14 protein-coding genes, 1 tRNA gene and 1 pseudogene are annotated in these 19614 nt (G+C 63.0%); 10 read left to right on the forward strand and 6 right to left on the reverse strand.

Translation table 11 applies throughout. The features are described from left to right. Positions 1 to 637, forward strand: a 637-nt coding sequence (gene pyrD / locus EOD07_RS02175; protein WP_127233769.1) for a dihydroorotate dehydrogenase (quinone), incomplete at its 5' end; no start/stop codon positions are given. Between the two features lie 30 nt (positions 638 to 667). Further along, positions 668 to 1630: a cysteine synthase family protein gene (locus EOD07_RS02180; RefSeq protein ID WP_127233770.1), complete on the forward strand. Its 963-nt coding sequence runs from the start codon at positions 668 to 670 to the stop codon at positions 1628 to 1630. A 24-nt stretch (positions 1631 to 1654) separates the two neighbouring features. Here EOD07_RS02180 and EOD07_RS02185 read toward each other — a convergent pair whose 3' ends face one another. Then, positions 1655 to 2914, reverse strand: coding sequence for an MATE family efflux transporter (locus EOD07_RS02185; protein WP_127233781.1), 1260 nt, complete (start codon positions 2912 to 2914; stop codon positions 1655 to 1657). A gap of 197 nt (positions 2915 to 3111) precedes the next feature. Here EOD07_RS02185 and EOD07_RS02190 point away from each other — a divergent pair, with 197 nt between their 5' ends. Then, a complete protein-coding gene (locus EOD07_RS02190; RefSeq protein WP_127233771.1) occupies positions 3112 to 4023 on the forward strand; it encodes a histone deacetylase in 912 nt (303 codons plus the stop codon). Positions 4024 to 4078: 55 nt separating this feature from the next. Here EOD07_RS02190 and EOD07_RS02195 read toward each other — a convergent pair whose 3' ends face one another. Beyond that, complete coding sequence (locus tag EOD07_RS02195) at positions 4079 to 4348, reverse strand: DUF6460 domain-containing protein (RefSeq protein WP_198540262.1); 270 nt, start codon at positions 4346 to 4348, stop codon at positions 4079 to 4081. Positions 4349 to 4485: 137 nt separating this feature from the next. Between EOD07_RS02195 and EOD07_RS02200 the strand changes: the two genes are divergently transcribed. Next, positions 4486 to 4559 (forward strand) — tRNA-Gly (locus EOD07_RS02200). Between the two features lie 73 nt (positions 4560 to 4632). Here the strand turns inward: EOD07_RS02200 and EOD07_RS02205 are convergent. The 4 genes from EOD07_RS02205 to EOD07_RS02220 form a co-directional block, all read right to left on the reverse strand. Continuing rightward, complete coding sequence (locus EOD07_RS02205) at positions 4633 to 5667, reverse strand: site-specific integrase (protein ID WP_127233772.1); 1035 nt, start codon at positions 5665 to 5667, stop codon at positions 4633 to 4635. Then, positions 5654 to 5941 (reverse strand): helix-turn-helix domain-containing protein, encoded by a 288-nt coding sequence (locus EOD07_RS02210; RefSeq protein WP_127233773.1) that lies wholly within the window; start codon positions 5939 to 5941, stop codon positions 5654 to 5656. Before EOD07_RS02210 ends, EOD07_RS02205 begins: the two co-directional genes overlap by 14 nt. A 1011-nt stretch (positions 5942 to 6952) precedes the next feature. Further along, on the reverse strand, positions 6953 to 7696 hold the full coding sequence (locus EOD07_RS02215; protein ID WP_127233774.1) for a hypothetical protein: 744 nt from the start codon (positions 7694 to 7696) through the stop codon (positions 6953 to 6955). Between the two features lie 536 nt (positions 7697 to 8232). Beyond that, complete coding sequence (locus EOD07_RS02220; protein WP_127233775.1) at positions 8233 to 9453, reverse strand: hypothetical protein; 1221 nt, start codon at positions 9451 to 9453, stop codon at positions 8233 to 8235. Between the two features lie 174 nt (positions 9454 to 9627). On the opposite strand from EOD07_RS02220, the gene drmD reads away from it, so the two are divergent. The 6 genes and pseudogenes from drmD to EOD07_RS02250 all read left to right on the forward strand — a co-directional run. Continuing rightward, positions 9628 to 12783 (forward strand): DISARM system SNF2-like helicase DrmD, encoded by a 3156-nt coding sequence (gene drmD / locus EOD07_RS02225; protein WP_127233776.1) that lies wholly within the window; start codon positions 9628 to 9630, stop codon positions 12781 to 12783. 8 nt (positions 12784 to 12791) lie between these two features. Beyond that, on the forward strand, positions 12792 to 16733 hold the full coding sequence (locus tag EOD07_RS02230) for a DNA methyltransferase (RefSeq protein ID WP_127233777.1): 3942 nt from the start codon (positions 12792 to 12794) through the stop codon (positions 16731 to 16733). A gap of 26 nt (positions 16734 to 16759) precedes the next feature. Beyond that, entirely contained in the window at positions 16760 to 17437 is a 678-nt protein-coding gene (locus tag EOD07_RS02235; RefSeq protein ID WP_127233778.1) for a hypothetical protein, read from the forward strand. A 62-nt stretch (positions 17438 to 17499) separates the two neighbouring features. Continuing rightward, positions 17500 to 18606: an XRE family transcriptional regulator gene (locus EOD07_RS02240; protein ID WP_127233779.1), complete on the forward strand. Its 1107-nt coding sequence runs from the start codon at positions 17500 to 17502 to the stop codon at positions 18604 to 18606. A gap of 7 nt (positions 18607 to 18613) precedes the next feature. Next, positions 18614 to 19129: a hypothetical protein gene (locus EOD07_RS02245; RefSeq protein ID WP_127233780.1), complete on the forward strand. Its 516-nt coding sequence runs from the start codon at positions 18614 to 18616 to the stop codon at positions 19127 to 19129. Continuing rightward, positions 19126 to 19614: pseudogene (locus EOD07_RS02250) on the forward strand (hypothetical protein); the annotation flags it as partial. The gene EOD07_RS02245 and the pseudogene EOD07_RS02250, both read left to right, overlap by 4 nt.

Raw genomic sequence — 19614 nt, forward strand, 5'->3', positions numbered from 1 at the left:
CGCCGACCGCATCGGCGACTATGAGCGCGGCGTCGCCCGCTTCGCGCCCTATGCGAGCTATCTGACCGTCAACATTTCCTCGCCCAACACGCCCGGCCTGCGCAACATGCAGGCGCGCGAGCAGCTCGGCGAATTGCTGTCGCGAGTGATGGCCGCGCGTGCCGCAGCCTCTGCCCAGCCGCCTGTCTTCCTCAAGATCGCGCCGGACCTGGTCGAAGCGGAGCTGGAAGACATCGCCGCCGAGGTCGCCGAGAAGAAGATCGACGGCATCATCGTCTCCAACACGACGCTGGCGCGGACCGGATTGCGGAGCTCAGGGCTGGCCAATGAAACCGGCGGCCTTTCGGGCAAGCCGCTGTTCGAGCGTTCCACCGCGGTGCTCGCCCGCATGCGGAAGCTGCTCGGCCCGCGGATAGCGATCATCGGCGTCGGCGGCGTCGACTCCACCGAGGCCGCATTGGAAAAGATCCGCGCCGGCGCCGACCTCGTCCAGCTTTACACCGGCATGATCTATGCCGGACCGACGCTGCCCGGGCGCATCGTCGCCGGCATGGCGCGCTTCGTGGAGACGGAGCGCCTCAAATCCATCTCAGAGCTACGCGACACCAGCTGCGCAAGCTGGTCCGAACAACTCTGACGAGTGCCCATAGCGGCAGGAGGACACACGATGGCCGAGGTTTTGAGCTCCGTCGTGGACTCGATCGGCGGAACGCCGTTGGTCCGGCTCGACAGGCTGACGGCGCAGGCCGGCGTCGACGGCGCAATCCTCGCAAAGCTGGAATATCTCAATCCGGGCTTTTCCAAGAAGGACCGTGCGGCGCTTGGTATAATCGAGGAGGCCGAAAGGTCCGGCGCCATCAAGCCGGGGCAAACGGTGGTCGAGCTTACCTCGGGAAATATGGGAACGGGGCTCGCCATCATCTGTGCCGTCAGGGGCTACCCCTTCGTCGCGGTGATGTCGAAGGGCAACTCCGAAGAGCGCGCCCGCATGATGGCGGCGCTCGGCGCGGAAGTGATCCTCGTGGACCAGTTGCCGGGGTCGGTGCCGGGGCAGGTCTCGGGCGGCGATCTGGCGCTCGTCGAGCAGGCCGCCAGAGCGGTGACGGCGGAACGCGGCGCCTATCGCGCCGACCAGTTCCATCGCGACGGGAACTGGCTTGCGCATTATCACGGGACCGGGCCGGAAATCTGGGACGCCAGCCATGGCGCCATCGACGCATTCGTCGACTTCATCGGCTCCGGCGGCACCTATGCCGGAGTGGCGAAGGCGCTCAAGGAACGCAATCCCTTGATCAAGTGCTTCATTGTCGAGCCTGAGGGCGCCGCGGCTGCCGCGGGCGAGACGGTCACCCAATCCGAACACCCTATTCAAGGCGGCGGCTATGCGATGCCGGACCTGGCGTTCCTGGCCAACGCGCCCGTGGATGGCTATCTTCAGGTTTCCGGCGACGAGGCACGCGAGACCACGCGCCTGCTCGCGCGCAGCGAAGGTATCTTCGGCGGCTTCTCCTCCGGGGCGAATGTGGCCGCCGCGCTGCGTCTCCTGAAGGGCGACCAATCGGGCAAGACGATCGCCGTCGTGATTTGCGACTCCGGGCTGAAGTACCTCTCGACCGATCTCTGGAGCTGAGAGACGCCTCGGACGCGTCCAGCGCTAAAATGCCGTGCGTACCCTGAGCCTTAGCACCGCAAGCAAACTCACCCCCCGCACAAGCAGGAAGACATGCAGCGACGCCCACAGGCCGTTGTTGCCGAAGGCCGGCGCAAGCCCGACGAGCGCGGCGCTGAAGGCGAGGAAGGACAACAGCATCATGTTGCGCATGTCACGCGACCAGGTGGCGCCGATGAAGACGCCGTCCATCTGGAAGGCGAGCACGCCGCTCAGCGCCGTGAAGGCGGCCCAGGGCAGATAAATGTCGGCGACCGCGCGGACCTCCGGCGACGTCGTCACCAGCGCCACCAGACCGGCGCCGGCGGTCAGCAGGATGAGCGTGGCGATACCGGCAAGGCCAAAACCCCAGATCAGCGTCAGCCGCACCGCCTGCCGGAACGGGGCAGGCGCATGCGCGCCGATGGCGCGGCCGGCCAGCTGCTCGGCGGCGGTGGCGAAGCCGTCGAGGAAATAGCCGGCGATCAGGAAGAAATTCATCAGCACGGCGTTGGCGGCAAGCGTCACCGTGCCGAACTGCGCGCCCTGCCTGGTGAACAGCGCGAAAGCGGCAAGCAGCGAGAAGGAGCGGATCATGATGTCGCGGTTGAGCGACAGCATGCGCCGGTAGGCCGGCAAATCGAGGATGCGCCGGCGCGAGGGCCGCTCCAGCTTGCGGAAACGGTTGAGCACGATTGCCAAGCCAAGCAGCATGGCCAGGAACTCGCCGGTGACAGTCGCCCAGGCGACGCCGGCAACGCCCCAGCCGAGCTCGAGGCCGAGCAGGAAGCAGAGCAGGATGTTGATGCCGTTGAGCACGGCCTGCAGCATCAGGCCGAGCCCGCCTTCGCCGCGCCCCAGCACGTAGCCCAGTATGGCGTAGTTGATCAGCGAGAAGGGCGCCGCCAGCAGCCTGATGCGGATATAGACCGACATCGCCGCGCTGACGCGCGGCTCGGCGCCCATGAACCATTGGCCGGCAACGGCAAAGAGCGGCGAAAGGGCGGCAAGCACGACGCCCGCGACGACCGCGATCAGCACGGCGCGCCACAGCACCGCCTGCTCCTCCAACGGATCGCCGCGCCCGAAGGCCTGGGCGACGAGGCCGGTGGTGCCCGAGCGCAGGAAGTTGAAGGTGGTGAAGACGACGTCGAAGACCAGCGATCCCGCAGCCAGGCCGCCGAGCAGGGCCGCGTCACCGAATTGGCCGACCACCGCGGTGTCGACGATGCCGAGCAGCGGCGTCGTCAGATAGGCAAGCGTCATCGGCACGGCGATCGCCAGCACCGAGCGGTTGGTGACGACGAAAGACCTGGCGTTGGCTTGAGTCGTATCCAAAGGGATTGCTGCCTGGCTGATTGCGGCTTGATCGAGGACCTGATGTGCCCCAGTTTGCCGGCGTCACGCAACCACATCCGCCGGACTGCCAACCGAATTCCAAACCTGGCGCAGCCCCCCGATCCATGTCGCTACAGATCGTCCATCACCCCGACTATGACGCCGGCTTCGCCGTCAACCACCGCTTTCCGATGAGCAAATATCCGCTTTTGATGGAGGCCTTGCGTATACGAGGGCTGGCCGTACCCGGCGCGCTTTCGCTGCCTGAGCCGGCACCGGCTGCACGGCTGAAGCTTGCGCATGCGGCCGACTATGTCGATCAGGTGGTCGCCTGCCAGGTGCCGGAGAAGATAGAGCGCGAGATCGGCTTTCCGGTCGGCCCGCGCGTGTCGCTCAGGGCGCAGCTCGCCACCGCCGGCACAGTGCTTGCCGCCAGGCTGGCGCTTGAACACGGCATCGCCTGCAACACCGCCGGCGGCAGCCATCATGCCAGGCGCGCGCAAGGCGCCGGCTTCTGCACCTTCAACGATGTCGCCGTCGCCTCGCTGGCGCTGCTTGCCGAAGGCGCCGTCGAAAACGTGTTGGTCGTCGACCTCGACGTGCATCAGGGCGACGGCACGGCGGACATCTTGAAGGACGAGCCGCGCGCCTTCACCTTTTCCATGCATGGCGAACGCAACTACCCGGTGCGCAAGATCGCTTCGGACCTCGACATCGCCTTGCCGGACGGCACCGGCGACGACGCCTATCTCGAGCGGCTCGCCACTGTCCTGCCGGAACTCTCCGGGCAAAGGCGCTGGGACATCGTCTTCTACAATGCGGGCGTGGATGTGCATGCCGAAGACAGGCTCGGCCGGCTGGCGCTGACCGACGACGGCCTCGGCGCCCGCGAAGACATGGTCATCGGCCATTTCCGCAAGCAGGGCGTGCCGCTGTGCGGCGTCATCGGCGGCGGCTACTCGACCGACGTACCGGCGCTGGCCGCGCGCCATGCCATCCTGTTCGAGGTGGCCGCCCGACACGCCGCGGTCTACTGAAACTAGGCTGCAGGGATAGGCAGTGGGCAATAGGGAAGACAGCCCCTACTGCCTACTACTTCCTGTAGCTGGCGATCCGAAGCAGGATGAACACCGGCACGACGATCGCCGCGCCGAGCAGGATATAGCCCAGGAAGCGGTCGATGGCGTGGAAGCCGAGATTCCACAAATCGACGAAGAACTGGCGGATGCCATAGAGGACGTCCATCGGCGACCAGCCGAAGGCATGCATGACGAGGCCGACGAGGAAGGAGACCACGAGCAGCTTCAGGAACACCCTGAGCGGCGTGTCGCCAAGAAAGCGCGTCAGTGCGGACAAGGCCATTCTCCGGTTCGAGCCGCCCGATTCGGCGGCACGATATCAGAGATACGCATTCCGCCGAAAGGCATCAAGCAATGGAGCCGCCTGCTCCGCTTTGCCGATTGCCTGAGGCGGCGCCATCATGGTAACGAGGCTGCTGCGCGGGTATGATGTAATGGTAGCCTGTCAGCTTCCCAAGCTGAACGCGCGGGTTCGATTCCCGCTACCCGCTCCAGCTTGCCCTCTAAGGGTTTGAGCCTGGAGCCGCCCGCGATCCAAGTGGGCGGTTTTACAGGTAGTTTTACAGCCTATGTTCTCGATCTGGCCTCGTTGAGCCTACGGATCTTCTCCTTGATCGCGGCACCGCGGCCAATGTAGCGGCGGATGATCCGCTCGACGGTGTTCTCCTCCCAGGCCATGATCTCGGCGATCTCGCGCGCTGTGAGACCGGCAAGGTAGAACTTTGTCGCGGCAGTGCCGCGAAGATCGTGGAAGTGCAGATTGTCGCCTTTCGGCCAGGCCTCCTGCTTGGCCATGTCGAACGCCTTGGTGAGGCTACCGGGCGCCCAGGGTCCCTTCTTGCTGTGCGTCAGGATGACAGGCGAGCGCTTTGGTATGCGCGCCAGGACATCGCGCAATGCCTGGTAAAGTGGGATGATCGCCTCGCGGCGGCGGCCGCTCTTGCCGGTGGGAATGACGATCGCATCCTCGCCGACGTGGGACCAGGACAGTCGCAAGAGATCCCCGGCGCGCAAGCCGGTATGGGCAGCTAGGTCGACGGCGTGCGCAATCTCGGCCGAGCAGGTCTTCTTCAGATGCGCGATATCGTCATCCATCCAGATGATCTCGGAGCGATCATTATCCGAATGGTTGTAGATCTGCTTGATCCCCTCGCACGGGTTGGAAGCGATCTTGCCGAGCGGATCGACAGCGTAGGAGAGCATGCGGGACAATACCTGCATGCCATAGTCCGCCGTCCGCGGCTTCTCGGCATATTTGGCCCGCCACTGCCGGATGATCGGCCTGATCCTCTCAGGCCGATCGAACTGCGCGATCCGCAGCTCGCCGAAATGGTCGGCGATGCGGTCGAGCCAGGGCCCCCAGTTGCGCCGCGTCGAGTGGGCAAGCTTCTGATAGTCAGGGCTGGCTTTGTAGAGCGCTACCAGGGACCGGAAGCGACTGTTGTCGGGTGTCGTAACGCTGGCGATCGCTTCGTTGTATGAAGCGACGAATTCAGGGGTTCCGGGTTCGCCGAGCACCCGCGGACCGCCACGCCAGGCATACCAGTAGACCCTCCCCTTGGATCTGACCCGGTGGAGACCTTTCAGTTCAAGCGCGACCATGCTTCGCCTCGAACTCAGCAAGCTCACGGTCGAGATCGTCGGAATCCCCGTTAGAGCCGGTAATCCCGGAGTGGGTATCAAGCAGACGGTCGAGCACCGCCTTGTCCCAGACTTTGCGGCCCAGGAACCCGATTGGCTGGGGCGCCAAGCCATTCCTCACAAGCTTGTCGAGATGTGCAGGACTCACGCCCAGATATGACGCCGCTTCCTTGCGGTCGAAACACCTGCGTTCAGATGCAGGGAGGGCGTGGATGAGGGAGGCGACGATCTGCATAGCGTTTAGTTGGAGCGGAGCTTTATGGTGCACGTTGGTCTGAGAGAGAAAGGGAAGCGCCGACCGAGGCGCTTGCGGTGATATGTAACCTATAGCGAAATAGAAAACGGACTGCGCTTTACGCTGCGTCAACATGATCAAACTCGAGATTGGATAGGTTTGTCCTGTTAATCCAATTCGAAAACCTGGTCTGGAGAAATTCGGGGAATGGCCAGCATCCGCTGAAGAGGAACAGTGCGGTGGATCCCCATGGGAACATCGAAGTCCTAGGTGAGGTATCGAGATGCGATGGGGATGCGTTGGGGCACCACCGATATCCCGGGTTCCAATCCTCCTCTGCCGGGGACATGCAACCTAAAGTTGGTTGCAGAAAGTTGACACTGCAACCAATTTTGTTGGCATTCTAGGCAGAACAGTCAACTTTTCAGAGGCAAATTCGCCCAGAATGCCAACTTGGAGCGTTGCGCTGTCAACTTCTCCGACAACAAAAAGCCAATGATTTCAGTGTCCAGGTTGACGTAAGTTTACATTAAGTTGACGCTCTGAGCCCGAAATCGGCTTTTTTGTCTCGGCGACAATATGAAGGGCGCGCGCTGGACCTGCATAGACGAGCCGGGAACACCCTGGCCGGCAGAAGAAACTCGAAAGTCAGGAAGCATCACCTGGATCGACGCCGCCGGTTGCCGAAACATGGACCCGTCATCGACGGGACACCTTGCCCCGCATCAGCGAATATATTTCCAGCCACAATGTTTTGAGCGTGCCTCCGGCAGGAAGCAGCCTGCGAAACGACGGCCTGGAGCCGCGTGTTCGGTCTTGGTGAAGATCAGCTCTCATTGAACCGCCAAGAGTATCTTTGACAACCGCGACCACGGTAAAGGAGGCATGCGAGCGCGCCGCTGTTTTCTCTGGCTTCAACGCCCTTCCCCTATCCTCCCTTGGCAGAATATCTCCGTCATGGTGGTTGCAACCAGAACTACGATCATTGCCTCGCCGACAGCCGGTGCACAATCACGGTGACATCGGGTTCGCTAGCAAAGTGCCGATGCGGGCGATGAGGTCCTTTGCTGTATTGTGGCTCCAGTGCCCGCCCCGAGCAGAACGTATCCCAGCCGCGTTCAGTGCCGCTGCCAAGACCGACGGCGACAATTTCTCACCTGTTGGCAGCCTCGCCATCTCTTCCACAACGAAATCGCGGAGCCGGCGAGCGCGCTGATCAGCTGCAAGGCGATTGGCGCTGTTGCCGTGCTTGTAGTTGCCGGTCGGAAGTGGCGCCTTCTCCGTTGGGGACAGCCGAATTCCGACCTTCACCGCTTCAGACCGCGAGTTGTTCGTCTGCGTGGCGTTTATGACGAGAGAGCGCCGCTCGCCCTCCGTCATCGACTGCCAGGTGCGACGCAATGAGGCATCCCAGACTTCGACATCGAGAGCGTCCAGGGCGCTGGCGCACTCACTGATCCGGTCCCGTTTCGTGCATGCCAACAGTTCCCGGATGTCGGCCAAGAGAAGGCCAGCACCGGAACTGCGCGCTACTTCGAGCGCGTGCCGGAACTTCTCCCTCGATGTGAACAAGGCGCGATAGGTGCTCCAGTCGGCAATCGTCTGCAGGATCCACCCTCCACTGACTTTCTCGAAGACTAACTGGGCTGCACGCTGACGCCTGAGCGCGCCGTTGGCGTTGAGCTCGTCTAACGAGTGGAATTGCCGCCTTACATACGCGAAACTGTAGGCGACGAGCGGGCGAGCTTCATTCATTGATTTTACTAAACCCTGTCGAGTGTTCTCAATGCGGATGAAGGACGGGATGCATTCTCGCGAGGGCGCGTCACCGGCTGGTTCCGTGTGCTCGATGCGTCATCGATGCATCGACAGCGTCGGCGCCAGCCCTGGAGCTCCCCTGTGACAAAGGCGAGTATCCGAAGCGAACAGTCGCTTCGCTGTCGCTTCGCGCGATCATCGGCCTGATGACCAGCGTCCTGGATTTCTTCGCCGGCGCGCAGGGATCATGCCGTGACGCCGGTCGTGTGGCTCCATTCGGCGATAGTCGCCGTGCGATGCGGATGTCCTCGGCCGACCCTATCGCCACCGGCCGTCGCACATCCCACATTTCAGGTTTTCTCCACGGAAATGTGCGTCTACCGGTCGTCGTGTGCAGTGCTAAACAGCTTGAGGGCGTTGATACCGGCGTCGTGGCGCGCATTTCGGCTCTAATAACTTGCTTCACTACACGCATGCATCGTCTTCTTCACCACTACAACACGTATCGAAAGACAGAGAAGACCTTCAGGCCCTCAAAAATCGCTGGCGCCCGAACTCGGGGACGGCCCTTTCAGCCGCATCCGGCCATCGATATGACGGAGGGCCTGTATCACCCTTCTTGTGAGCTCATTGTAATCCCTCAACGAGCTGGAGCTTCCGGCCATGACGGATGTCAGCGCCAAAGGTAGGTCACTCTTGAGGGTTTTCTTCCGGGTCTGCTTCTTCTTCCTTCGCCAGGCCTCGTCCCACGCTTCCAAGCCGACGACACCCGCGTTCAGGAATCGTTGCAGCCGCGCCTCCCGTAGCTGCTCCAAGGGCAGTGTCCTCTTCTCTTCCGGCTGACAGGCAAGATCCGGAAAGGTCGGGAGCACGAACTTGAAGTATCGACCTTGAAAGCGTTGGAACTTGAAGCTTGCAAGATCCTCGATCGTCCGGATGCCCATCTCGTCGAGCTCACCCTTGTCGACGGTGATTTCGATCCGCACTCTCCGTTCCTCTTCCGGCAGGACCTCTCTGGTGCCGGTGGCAATGTTCTGCCTGTCCAGCAGCTTGATCATCGTTCGCCACGCGCATCGCGATCCCTCAGCGCCGGCGTAGTAGGTAGAGTCTATTGTCGCCGGTCGATCTTTCGCGGGGTTAAGCAGGAAGGCGTCGCTGCGGTCGGGCTGTCGCGGATCATGACCGAGCACATAGGCGGTAGTGTTCTTACCCTTGTCCCAGGCGAACCTCGGTCGGTCGGGAGGCTCGTTAATGACATCCCGGCTTGGCAAGTGGCCGCGCACCAGGACACCGAACATCAACGCGAGTGCCTCATCGGAAGGCTCGCGCGGCGTGAAATCGACGCTGACTTCGAGGCCGACGATGGCGGCTGGCCCCACCAGGTCCCATTTCGCCCTGACTGCCTCTTCGACGAGCAGCAGATCCTTGGTGACCGGCTCCTGGATACGCACCCGGAAGTCCCGATATTTGCCGTCGTCATCGAGCTGCTTCTTCTCGACGTAGACCCTCTCCCCGATAGCTTTGTCGATGTAACGCTTGATCCATCGCCACTGGGTGTGGCTTACAGTCCGGAACCGGATATCGACCCAGTCGACGACCGCCCGGCATGTGTAGGCCTTCAGGTCGACCTGCGGTTCAAGGCAAACCCGGTCCCGAAAGCGCTTCTGCTTCTTCTCTACCGGCTGCTCTGCGTAGGTAAGGCTGAAGGCCGCAGGTGATTTGACGGCCGTTAGCGTGATGGTATGCAAGATCATGCGCGCTGCTATGTCAGTAGTCAAAGAGGACACGGGACAGCGCCCATAGCATGGTCAGCAGATCGACGTCGACGTGCCGGTTCGCTATTACCAGGCGCGACCAAACGATCGTAGGAAACATCCGAGTTGACGTTGTTCAACGAAGCGCTTCATCATGGCGCAGGGGGATTCCTTTTGACCGAAAAAACGACATTCCGGCCTGGCGATTTCGTTCGTGCCCGATCGACGACCTGGATCGTCGAAGATCTGGCCGCTGACGGACCGGTGCCGACGTTGGACCTCGTCTCGGTGGAGGACGACTCGCAAGGCGATGTCCTGCGAATCGCGGTGCGGGCTGAGCTCGATCTCGAGCCGATAGACACTTCGGACTGGTCGAACCTGCTAAGAAGCACGTTCGAGAGCCCGCGTCGGCTCGGTGCCCATCTGCGGGCTACCGAATGGCGAACCGCAACATCCGCTGACCGCAGGCTGTTTCAGGCCCCGTTCCGCTCCGGCATCAGGCTCGAGCAATACCAGTTGCTTCCGCTGGCGAAGGCGCTGGAGCTCCCGCGCGTCAACCTTCTGATCGCCGACGACGTCGGCCTGGGCAAGACGATCGAGGCCGGCCTCATCGTGCGCGAACTGATGCTGCGCCGGCGGCTGAGCTTCGTGGTCGTTGCCGCTCCGGCGTCGATGCAGTCGCAATGGCAGGACGAGCTTTCGCAGAAGTTCGGCCTCGACTTCACGATCGTCGACCGCGAATACCTGCTCGAGAGCCGGCGCCGCCGAGGCTTCTCCGCGAACCCCTGGAGCATCGGCTCGCGATTCATCGTCTCGCACAGCGTGCTGGCCGACGAAACCTATATGAGCGGCCTGCGCGACATGCTCGGCTCCTACCAGGCGCGCTCGATGCTCATCCTGGACGAGGCTCACCACGCGGCGCCGTCCGGTGGGATCGCCTGGGCCACGGAGTCCCAGCTGACGCGCGCGGTGCGGGAGATCGCGGCGCCGTTCGAACACCGGTTGTTCCTGTCCGCCACCCCGCACAACGGCCATCCCAACTCCTTCTCCACGCTTCTCGAAATTCTTGACCCGCAGCGCTTCACCCGCGGCATCAAGGTTGGCGAGAAAGATCAAGAGAAGGATCTCGAGCCGGTCATGGTAAGGCGACTGAAGGAGGATCTGCGCCGGCTGGGGCACAAGTTTCCGGAACGCCTGGTCGATCCGATCGTCATCGATGGCCTGCCGACCGATGCCCCCGAACTGCGGCTCGCGGCCATGCTCGACGACTACCGGTCGGGCAACATGGGCGGCAGCCGCGCCCGCTTCATGTTCGCCAATCTGCAGCAGCGCCTGTTCTCCTCGATAGCCGCCTTCGACCGGACCTTGCGGACACATCTGCGAACGTTGCAACGGCGGCAGGAGAGTCTTTCGGCCACCGGGGACGTCGCCGAGGACGTGATCGAGAGCGACGACCTGATCGAGGAAGCGACCGCCGATGCGCGCGGCGAACTGGGCGATATGAACGCCGCCATCGCCCATGTCGAGGCGATGCTGAAGATCACTGCGGCACATCGGGACGGACCGGACCAGCGGATCGAAAAGCTCCTCGACTGGATCGAGGAGGAGATGCTGGACGGAAAGCACGGCTGGGAGGATCGCCGGCTGATCCTGTTCACCGAGTGGGACGACACGCGGCGCTGGGTCGTCGAGCGGCTTGCGGAAGGGCTGCTCCGGCGCACGAATGGGCGTGTCGACCTGACCGACCGCATCGTCAGTTTCACCGGCCGAACCAGCCTCGATGAACGCGACCGGATCAAGCAAGATTTCAACGCACCGTTCGATTCAGCCCCGATCCGCGTCCTGGTCTGCACCGACGCCGCGCGCGAGGGCCTCAACCTGCAGACGCGCTGCCGCGATCTCATCCATATCGACCTGCCGTGGAACCCGTCGCGGCTCGAACAGCGCAACGGCCGCATCGACCGCAAGCTGCAGCCGTCACCCACGGTGAGCTGCCGCTACTTCCTCTACAGGCAGCGCATCGAGGACCGCGTGCTGGACACGCTCATCCGCAAGACCGAGATTATCCGCAAGCAGCTTGGCACGGCCGGCGAGGTGCTGCGGAACAAGATCGGAACGCGGCTTGCCGAAGGCGGGATCGCTCGCGCCGACGCGGCCCGTCTGGCGGACGAAATCGACAATGTGAACGACGACGGCGTTGGCGCGGCGCAGCGCGATCTCGACGACGCGGCCGATCGCCGAATCGGTAGGCTGAAAGAGGAGCAGGATTGGCTGCAGCGGCGTCTTGAGGATGCGCGCCAGCGCGTCGGCGTCGCAGGCTCGGACGTGAAGCGGATCGTCGAGATCGCATTGGCCGATGATGGCGCCAGGCTGGAGTCTGGCCATTTCGCCGTTCCTGAGGCGGTTACACTCGATCCGGATTCCCCTGCCTTTACGAAGGATCCGTCCTGGGCAGCGCTGTTCGATGAACTGCGTCCCGGCCGTCCGCCGCGCCAGCGCGACCGCGCCCGATGGCGGCACGAGAACCCGATGCGGGGCATGGTCTTCGATCCCCCGGTCCTGGCCGATGGCCAGCCGGAACCCCAGGACATCGTGCAACTGCACCTCGAACATCGGCTGGTCAAACGGCTGGTGTCGCGCTTTGCATCTCAGGGCTTCCGCACGAATATCGGCAGAGTGACGGCCATTGTTGGCGCGGGCGCGCAGCCGCGCGTCGTGCTGATTGGCCGATTGTCACTGTTTGGACCCGACGGGCGGCGACTGCATGAAGAAATTATCCCGGTGACCGCCACCTGGCGCGACGTGCGCCGGGATACGCCGCTGGAGCCTTTCGGCGACACCGGCGAGGCAACCACGATCGCCCAACTCGAGGAGGCGCTGCGCAGCTCGCGCTCGCCCGGCGACGGCATCATCGAGCGCCTGAGGCAATCCGTGGATGCCGACATTGCCGATCTCAGGCCTCACCTCGAACGCCGTGCTTCGGTGGCCGAGGCCGCCGCGAAAAAGGATCTGGCGGAAAACGGCGAGCGGGAGGCTAGGGGCCTCAGCGACCTGCTCGAACGGCAGATCAGGCGTGTGCGGGAAAGCATGCGCGTTGCCGAACCGCCGACGCAGCTGTCCTTCGATCTCTATCAGAGCGAGGAGCAGAAGCAGCAGGCGGAGCGTGAACTGCGGCAGTTCGAAGCCGATCGCCGCTCCTGGGACGACAAGCTGGTGCGCCTTCAGAAAGACCTCGGCAGCGAGCCGCAAAAGGTGCGCGACACCTACGCCGTGACGGCGCGCCAGCTCGAGCCGATCGGTCTGGTCTATCTCTGGCCAGCGACAAGTTGAGGCGACAATTGGCACTGGGCGATATCGACGAAACCAGCCAGTGGCTGAACTATCTTCAACCCGAGGGTCTCGTTCTCGGCGCTAACGTGCTGCGCAACAGCGGACTGACGCCGCTGCGGCAAGGCCCGATCGAGACGGAAGCTGCCGCGAAGGCCCTCGGCCTTCCGACAAAGGCCGAGCGGGAGGACGACAGGAAATTCGTGCTGCGCGACCCGTGGCGCGCGTTCGATGCGCTGCTTGCCTGGCCAGCCCGATACGTCGCCGGTGCCCCAGACGGGCCTGCGATGCCATCTGGACTGTCGCGCACCCTGCCGGAGCACGGCACGCTGCTTGAACCGCATATGGCGCTGCTTTGGCGTGACGGCGAGGCCGAGCCCGACCTGCCGGCCCAGTTGCTGATGCTGGTTCACGTGGACCTCGATCCCGATGCTCGCGGCCAGTTCGGTGCCGACGAGTGGGAGGCGAGCCCGCATCAGCGCCTCGAACGGCTGCTGCGCGAGACCGGCGTCGGCGCCGGCATCCTCATTGCCAGGAACACGCTGCGGCTGGTTTATGCGCCACGCGGCGAAACGGCCGGCTGGATCACCTGGCCGCTGGCAGCGCTCGGCCGCGTCGAGGGCCGGCCCATGCTGGCGGGTCTGAAGCTCTGTCTCGGGCGCAACGCCTTCTGGACCGGCCCGAAGGAAACGCGGCTACGGCATCTTCTGAAGCTGTCGCGCGAAGCGCAGAACGAGGTGTCGGAGAAGCTGTCGAGCCAGGTGCTGGAGGCGCTCTACGAACTGCTCCGCGGCATCCATCGCGCCGATCCTTTCCGGATCGAGGCGCTGGCGTCGGACGATCCGCATCATCTCTACGAGGGGCTGCTGACCTGCCTGATGCGGCTGGTCTTCCTTCTCTATGCCGAGGACCGCGACCTGCTCCCGACTTGCAAGAGCGGCGGGCTTGGCGAGCTATGGGAACAGGCCTATTCGATCAAGACGCTCTATTCGCGCCTGCTCGACGACGAGGCGCTGAACCCCGACACCATGGACGAGCGTCGCGGCGCCTGGGGGCAGCTACTCGCCGTATTCCGCCTAGTCCATGAAGGCTATCCGGACTGGGTGGCGCGTCGCGGCGGCAAGCTGTTCGACCCGCATGCCTTCACCTTCCTCGAAGGACGCCATAAGGGTTCGGCTAAGGAAGCGGCCGAGGTGCTGCCCATTTCGGACGGCACCATCCTGCGCATCCTGCACGGGCTAATGACCGTGGAGGGGAAAGGGCTGGACGGCCAGAAGGTGCGCGAGCGGCTTTCCTATCGCTCGCTCGATGTGGAATCGATCGGCTCGGTCTACGAGACCGTGATGGGCTTCACCGCCAGGCGCGCTAGCGAACGTATGATCGCTCTCAAGGACGAAAAGAAGCTGCCCAACTTCATTGGTCTGGAGACGCTGCTGGCGCAGAAGCCGACCGATCGGCAGAAATGGCTGAAGGACCAGTCGATCAAGCTGACGGCTAAGCAGGCCGCCGCGGTGAAGGAGGCTGAGGATGTCGATGCGCTGATCGCCGCCTTTGGCAACGCCGTCGATGAGCGCGCCTCACCAAGATCCACCCCGATAGGTCCAGGCGTGCCTTATCTTCAACCGACCGACGAGCGTCGCCGCTCCGGCTCGCACTATACACCGCGCTCGCTCACGGAGCCGATCGTGCGCCATGCATTGGAGCCCGCTTTCGAGCGCATCGGCGCGAATGCCTCACCGGAGGCTGTTATGTCGCTGAAGGTGCTCGATCCCGCCTGCGGCTCCGGCGCCTTCCTCGTCGAGGCCTGCCGCCAGCTCGGCGCGCGGCTTGAACAGGCATGGGACATGCACGAGGCCGAAAAGCCGGCAATCCCGCCGGATGAGGACGAAGTCATTCATGCCCGCCGACTGGTGGCGCAGCGCTGCCTCTATGGTGTCGACCGCAACCCGATGGCCGTAGACCTGGCACGCCTGTCGCTGTGGCTGGCGACACTCGCGCGCGAACATGAGTTTACCTTCCTCGACCACGCGATCAAGGCGGGGGACAGCCTTGTCGGCCTGACGCAGAAGGAGATCGAGGCGGCGAACTGGGATCAAAGCAAGCCTGGCCTGCCGCTCTATCGACAGTTAATCCATGACGAGGTGCGAAAGGCGCTCGAAGGCCGCGAGGCCATTCGCACGGCGCCCGATGACGTGACGCGCGCGATCCAAGAATCGCGTCATCGTCGCGTCGAGGAGGAAATCGAACCTGCCAGACAGGTCGGCGACGCAGTCATCGCCGCGTTTTTTTCGGCCGACAAGGCAAAGGCGCGGGAACAGGCACGTGCCGAGGTCGAGAGCTGGATCACGGCGCGGTTCCAACCGGACTGGGACAGGATTGAAAGGGCCGCCAGACGCTTCCGCAGGGAGCAAGGCTGGCGACCGTTCCATTGGCAGATCGAGTTTCCGGAAGTGTTCGCGCGAGACTATCCGGGGTTCGACGCGATCGTTGGCAATCCGCCCTTCTTAGGTGGCACTGTCATTTCGACGAAACTCGGCATGGGCTACTTTCGTTGGCTTGGTGAGCACTATGCCGGTGCGGTGCACCTTTGTGATCTTGTCGCCTACTTTTTCCGGCGAGCCTTCGCATTGCTTCGCGAGGGCGGAGTAATGGGCCTATGCGCAACGAATACAGTCTCCCAGGGTGACACTCGCGAAGGCGGCCTTGCGTCCATTCTGCAGGTTGGTGGCACCATCATCAGAGCTATCAAAAGGTATGAATGGCCCGGTGAAGCGGCCGTTGTCGTAAGTGTTGTGCACATAGCGAAAAGCGGTTTCGCAGTAGCACCAATTCTAGACGAACGAGCAGTATCGCGAATATCCGCATATCTGATTGAAGGCGATAGCGATCAGTCCCCAAACCGACTATCCGCGAACCCATATTTCTCATTAGGAAGCAAGATCTATGGTCAAGGCTTCCTGTTTGCCGACGGCGATGAGAAAGCAACGCCTCTGCGCACCATGACCGAGTTGCTCAGCAATTCGCCCGAACTGCGAGCGCGCGTAATTCCCTATGTTGGGGGAGAAGATATCAACGACTCGTTGCGTCCGGTGGCCAATAGGTATGCGATCTACCTTAGCGATGTGGAGGATGAGAGGCAGCTAGCCAGCCTGAGACCTCTCGCCGAGATTGTTGAGATGAAGGTGAAACCAGAGCGGATGAGGCTGGGAAGCAATCCGAACAACATCCCCCTCCGCAAGCGATGGTGGGCATACCAGGCTCACCGCCCGAAACTGTATCAACTGCTCAATACTTCCGCCTGGGCGCTTTGTTGCTCTCGTGTAACGAAGCACTTGAGCTTTGCGCTATATCCAAGCAGCTTCATGTTTTCGGAGAGCGCTGTCGTCATTCCAACGACCACTCTTTCACCGTTCGCCGTCCTCCAGTCCCGCGTGCACGAAATCTGGTCGCGGTTCTTCTCGTCCACCCTAGAGGACAGGTTACGATACGCTCCCTCCGACTGCTTCGAGACCTTCCCCTTCCCACCGAACTACGAGACCGACGCGGCGCTCGAAGCCATCGGCCAAGCCTATCATGATCACCGCGCCGAGGTGATGATCGTCGCCAACGAAGGGATGACCAAGACCTACAACCGCTTCCACAAGGAGAGTGAGGCCGGCTCGGCTATCCAGCGCCTGCGCGAGTTGCACGACGAGATGGATCGCGCAGTGCTGCGCGCCTATGGCTGGGACGATCTCGCCGATACGCTCAGGTCCGAGTTCCTCACCGAAGCCACCGAGGACGACCACACCTACCAGGGCCGCTATTTCTGGCCCGCCGCCCAACGCGACGTCGTGCTGTCCCGCCTGCTCGCCCTCAACGCCGAGCGCTATGCGGAAGAGGTCCGCCAGGGCCTGCACGAGAAGGGCAGGAAGCGCGCGCGGGACGAGGACGATGAGCTGGAAGTCGACTAGGAGCACGGCTGAACAATGAGGCCAGAATGAAGCAGTCCGATATCGACGAAGCCTTGGTCGCACTCTATCTGAGGTTGAACGGCTATTTTACCTCCGGCCTCATCGTCCACTCCCCAATTCACGGACAGGCGACGACGGAAGTGGATTGTCTGGCGATTCGCCTTCCCCATCACGCACAGCCTGAGCGTGTGATCGAGGACGACCCGTTTCTGGACGCTGCCCCCGGAATGACGGACGTGCTGATCTGCGAGGTAAAGAGCGACCCAGACAAGCTCAGCTTCAACAAGCCGATGAAATCGAATGCTGACGCGCTGGCAGGTATTCTCAACTGGACGGGAGCATTTGAGGCCAGCAAGGTGGCCGACGTTGCCGGCAGGTTGAGAAGCCTTTTCGATGAAGAGCTTCCTGTCGACCAGGCGCGGAAAGGGCTAGTTGAAGGCGACGTCCGTATCCGAGCGCTTCTTTGCTGCCCGCCCATGTCGGAGGCTCCACAAGACAGGTGGCGCCTGACGGCTCCCACCATCCTGAACTACGCCGAGGCCTGTTTCAGGCCGGGTGAGGCAAGGCCGACCTGCTCCGTCAGATACAGTTTCCTGCAATGGGGCTACCCCATGAGGGAGATCGTTAGATGGCTGAAAGACCGCGATCAAGCCGGACCGGCCTCGCTGGCCGAACTATATGAGCGCTTTGGCGACAGCAATTAGTTATCTGCAAGAAAATCTTGCAAACTGAATTCCGCAAGATTATATGGGAGCCAGAGGTTCCCATGACGACGACCATCGGCACACGCATCAAGGCACTGCGCGAACAGCGAAAGCTGTCCCAGGACGAGCTGTCGCGCGCATTCGGCTTCAAGGACCGGCAGACGCTGTCGGCCATCGAGACCGGCGAACGCAAGGTGGCGGCAGATGAGCTACTGCGCGCGGCCGAGATCTTGGGCGTCCGGATGGACTATTTCACCGATCCGTTCCTTCTGGCGGGCGACGGACAGTTCTCCTGGCGCCAGACAGGCGTCGACGGGGACAAGCTGCGCGGCTACGAAGAGGCCGCAGGCCGGTTCATCGCTGCGTTCCGCACGCTCGGACGCCAGGTGGGTCACAAGCCGCCGCTGATCCGACCGACGCTCAGCCTGACTAGGCAGTCGAGCTATGACGATGCGATCGCCGCCGGCGAGCGCTTCGCGGCGGAGTTCGGCCTGGGCGACGTGCCGGCGCGCCGGCTCGCCGAGATCATGGCCGAGAAGCTTGGCATACTGGTGCTAATGGTCGATCCGATTGAGGGCGTCTCCGGCGCCGCCTGCCAATTGCCCGAGCTCGACGTCGTGCTCATCAACCGCAACGAGGTCGCCGGGCGGCGGCATTTCGATCTCGCGCACGAGCTTTTCCACATCATGACCTGGAAGGAGATGCCGCCCGAGCACATCGAGGAGGCCATGCCCGTAAAGCGCAGCCGCGTCGAGCAACTGGCGGACAATTTCGCCTCGGCGCTGTTGATGCCGTCGGCTGTGCTGGACCGGTTCGGCGACTGGGCGCAGCTCACCGAGGCGGCGTTGACCGATCGTCTCAATGAGGTGGCGGACGAGTTGCTGGTGACCTCGCAAGCTCTGCGCTGGCGTCTCTTCGGCATGGGTCGCCTCAGCCGCGAGCAGAACATGGCCATTTCGGACGATACCCTCAGAAACAATGGCCGAAACAAGCCGGGAAAACAGACGCCGCCGCCGCTGTTTTCGAAGCCGTTCGTGCGGATCGTCGCGACCGCGCTCGACGAGGGCAAGACGTCGATGCGTCGGATAGCCTCGATCCTCGGCTTAGCGATCGACGATTTTGGGGAGCTCTTCGCCGCGCACGGCGTGGAAGCGCCTTACGAGCTGTGATGTCGACATGGCGCGTCACTTCGGTCCGATCCTGGTCGATACCAACGTCATCATCGAATGCTGGCGCGTCAGCGCATGGAAGGCGCTGACGGGAGGCTATGCGGTGGAGACAGTGGGAGTGTGCTTTGTCGAGACGCAGACCGGTTTTCAGCGGCGCCGGCCGGAGGAACAGATCGACAGCCAGGTGCTGACCGCGACGATCAAGACTGTCCATCCGGTCACGGATGCAGAATTCGCCGAGGCGCTGACGCGAGATCCGCAGATCAGCTTCCTCGATGCCGGCGAGCAGGCACTGTGGGCGCATGCGGTGAGGCGGAAGGACGCCTGGGTGCTGTGCGGCCCGGATAAGGCAAGCCTGCGCATCGGCATCCGGTTGGGCCTGAAGGATCGCCTGGTGTCGCTTGAGCGCCTGCTGCGCGACGTCGGCTTCCGGCCGAGAATCGATCTCAAGGCGGCCTACACGCAAAAGTGGCTGGAACAGACACTGGCCGAACTGTCGCTGCGGGAGGGGAAAACAGGATGACGAACGTGAACCCGCCAAATGCCACCGCTGCCTCGATGCAGGACCGACTCAGCCTCCTGCCGAAGCCGACCAGTCCTGTCGAGGTGCGCGAGCGGTTGGTCGAGATGCTTCGGCGCGACCTGGTCGGCCCGCACCCCGATCTCGATCCGGATCTCGCCCATGAGGTGTTGGAGGGAACGAGCCCGTCGACATGGTATCTGACCGGCTTCCTTGCGCCGCATCGCAAGACGGTCATCGAGAAGCGCGAGGAACTGGCCGAGGAGCAGCAGGCGGAACTGGCGCTTGAAACGCAGCGCGAGACCGAAGGCCTCGAGCAGGGCGCTCCCCGCCCGGGCGCCGGCGAGGATGCCGGTTCCGCAGAGCCTCCGCCGCGTCGTTCGTTCGAGCCATCGTCGATCGGGCTCACGGTGCTCATCTCGCGCGAGACCACCTCGATCGAGGCGCGGATCACCTGGGGCGACTACGTGACCGAGCCGCCTCTGGCC

The sequence above is a fragment of the Mesorhizobium sp. M2C.T.Ca.TU.002.02.1.1 genome (genome assembly GCF_003997225.1).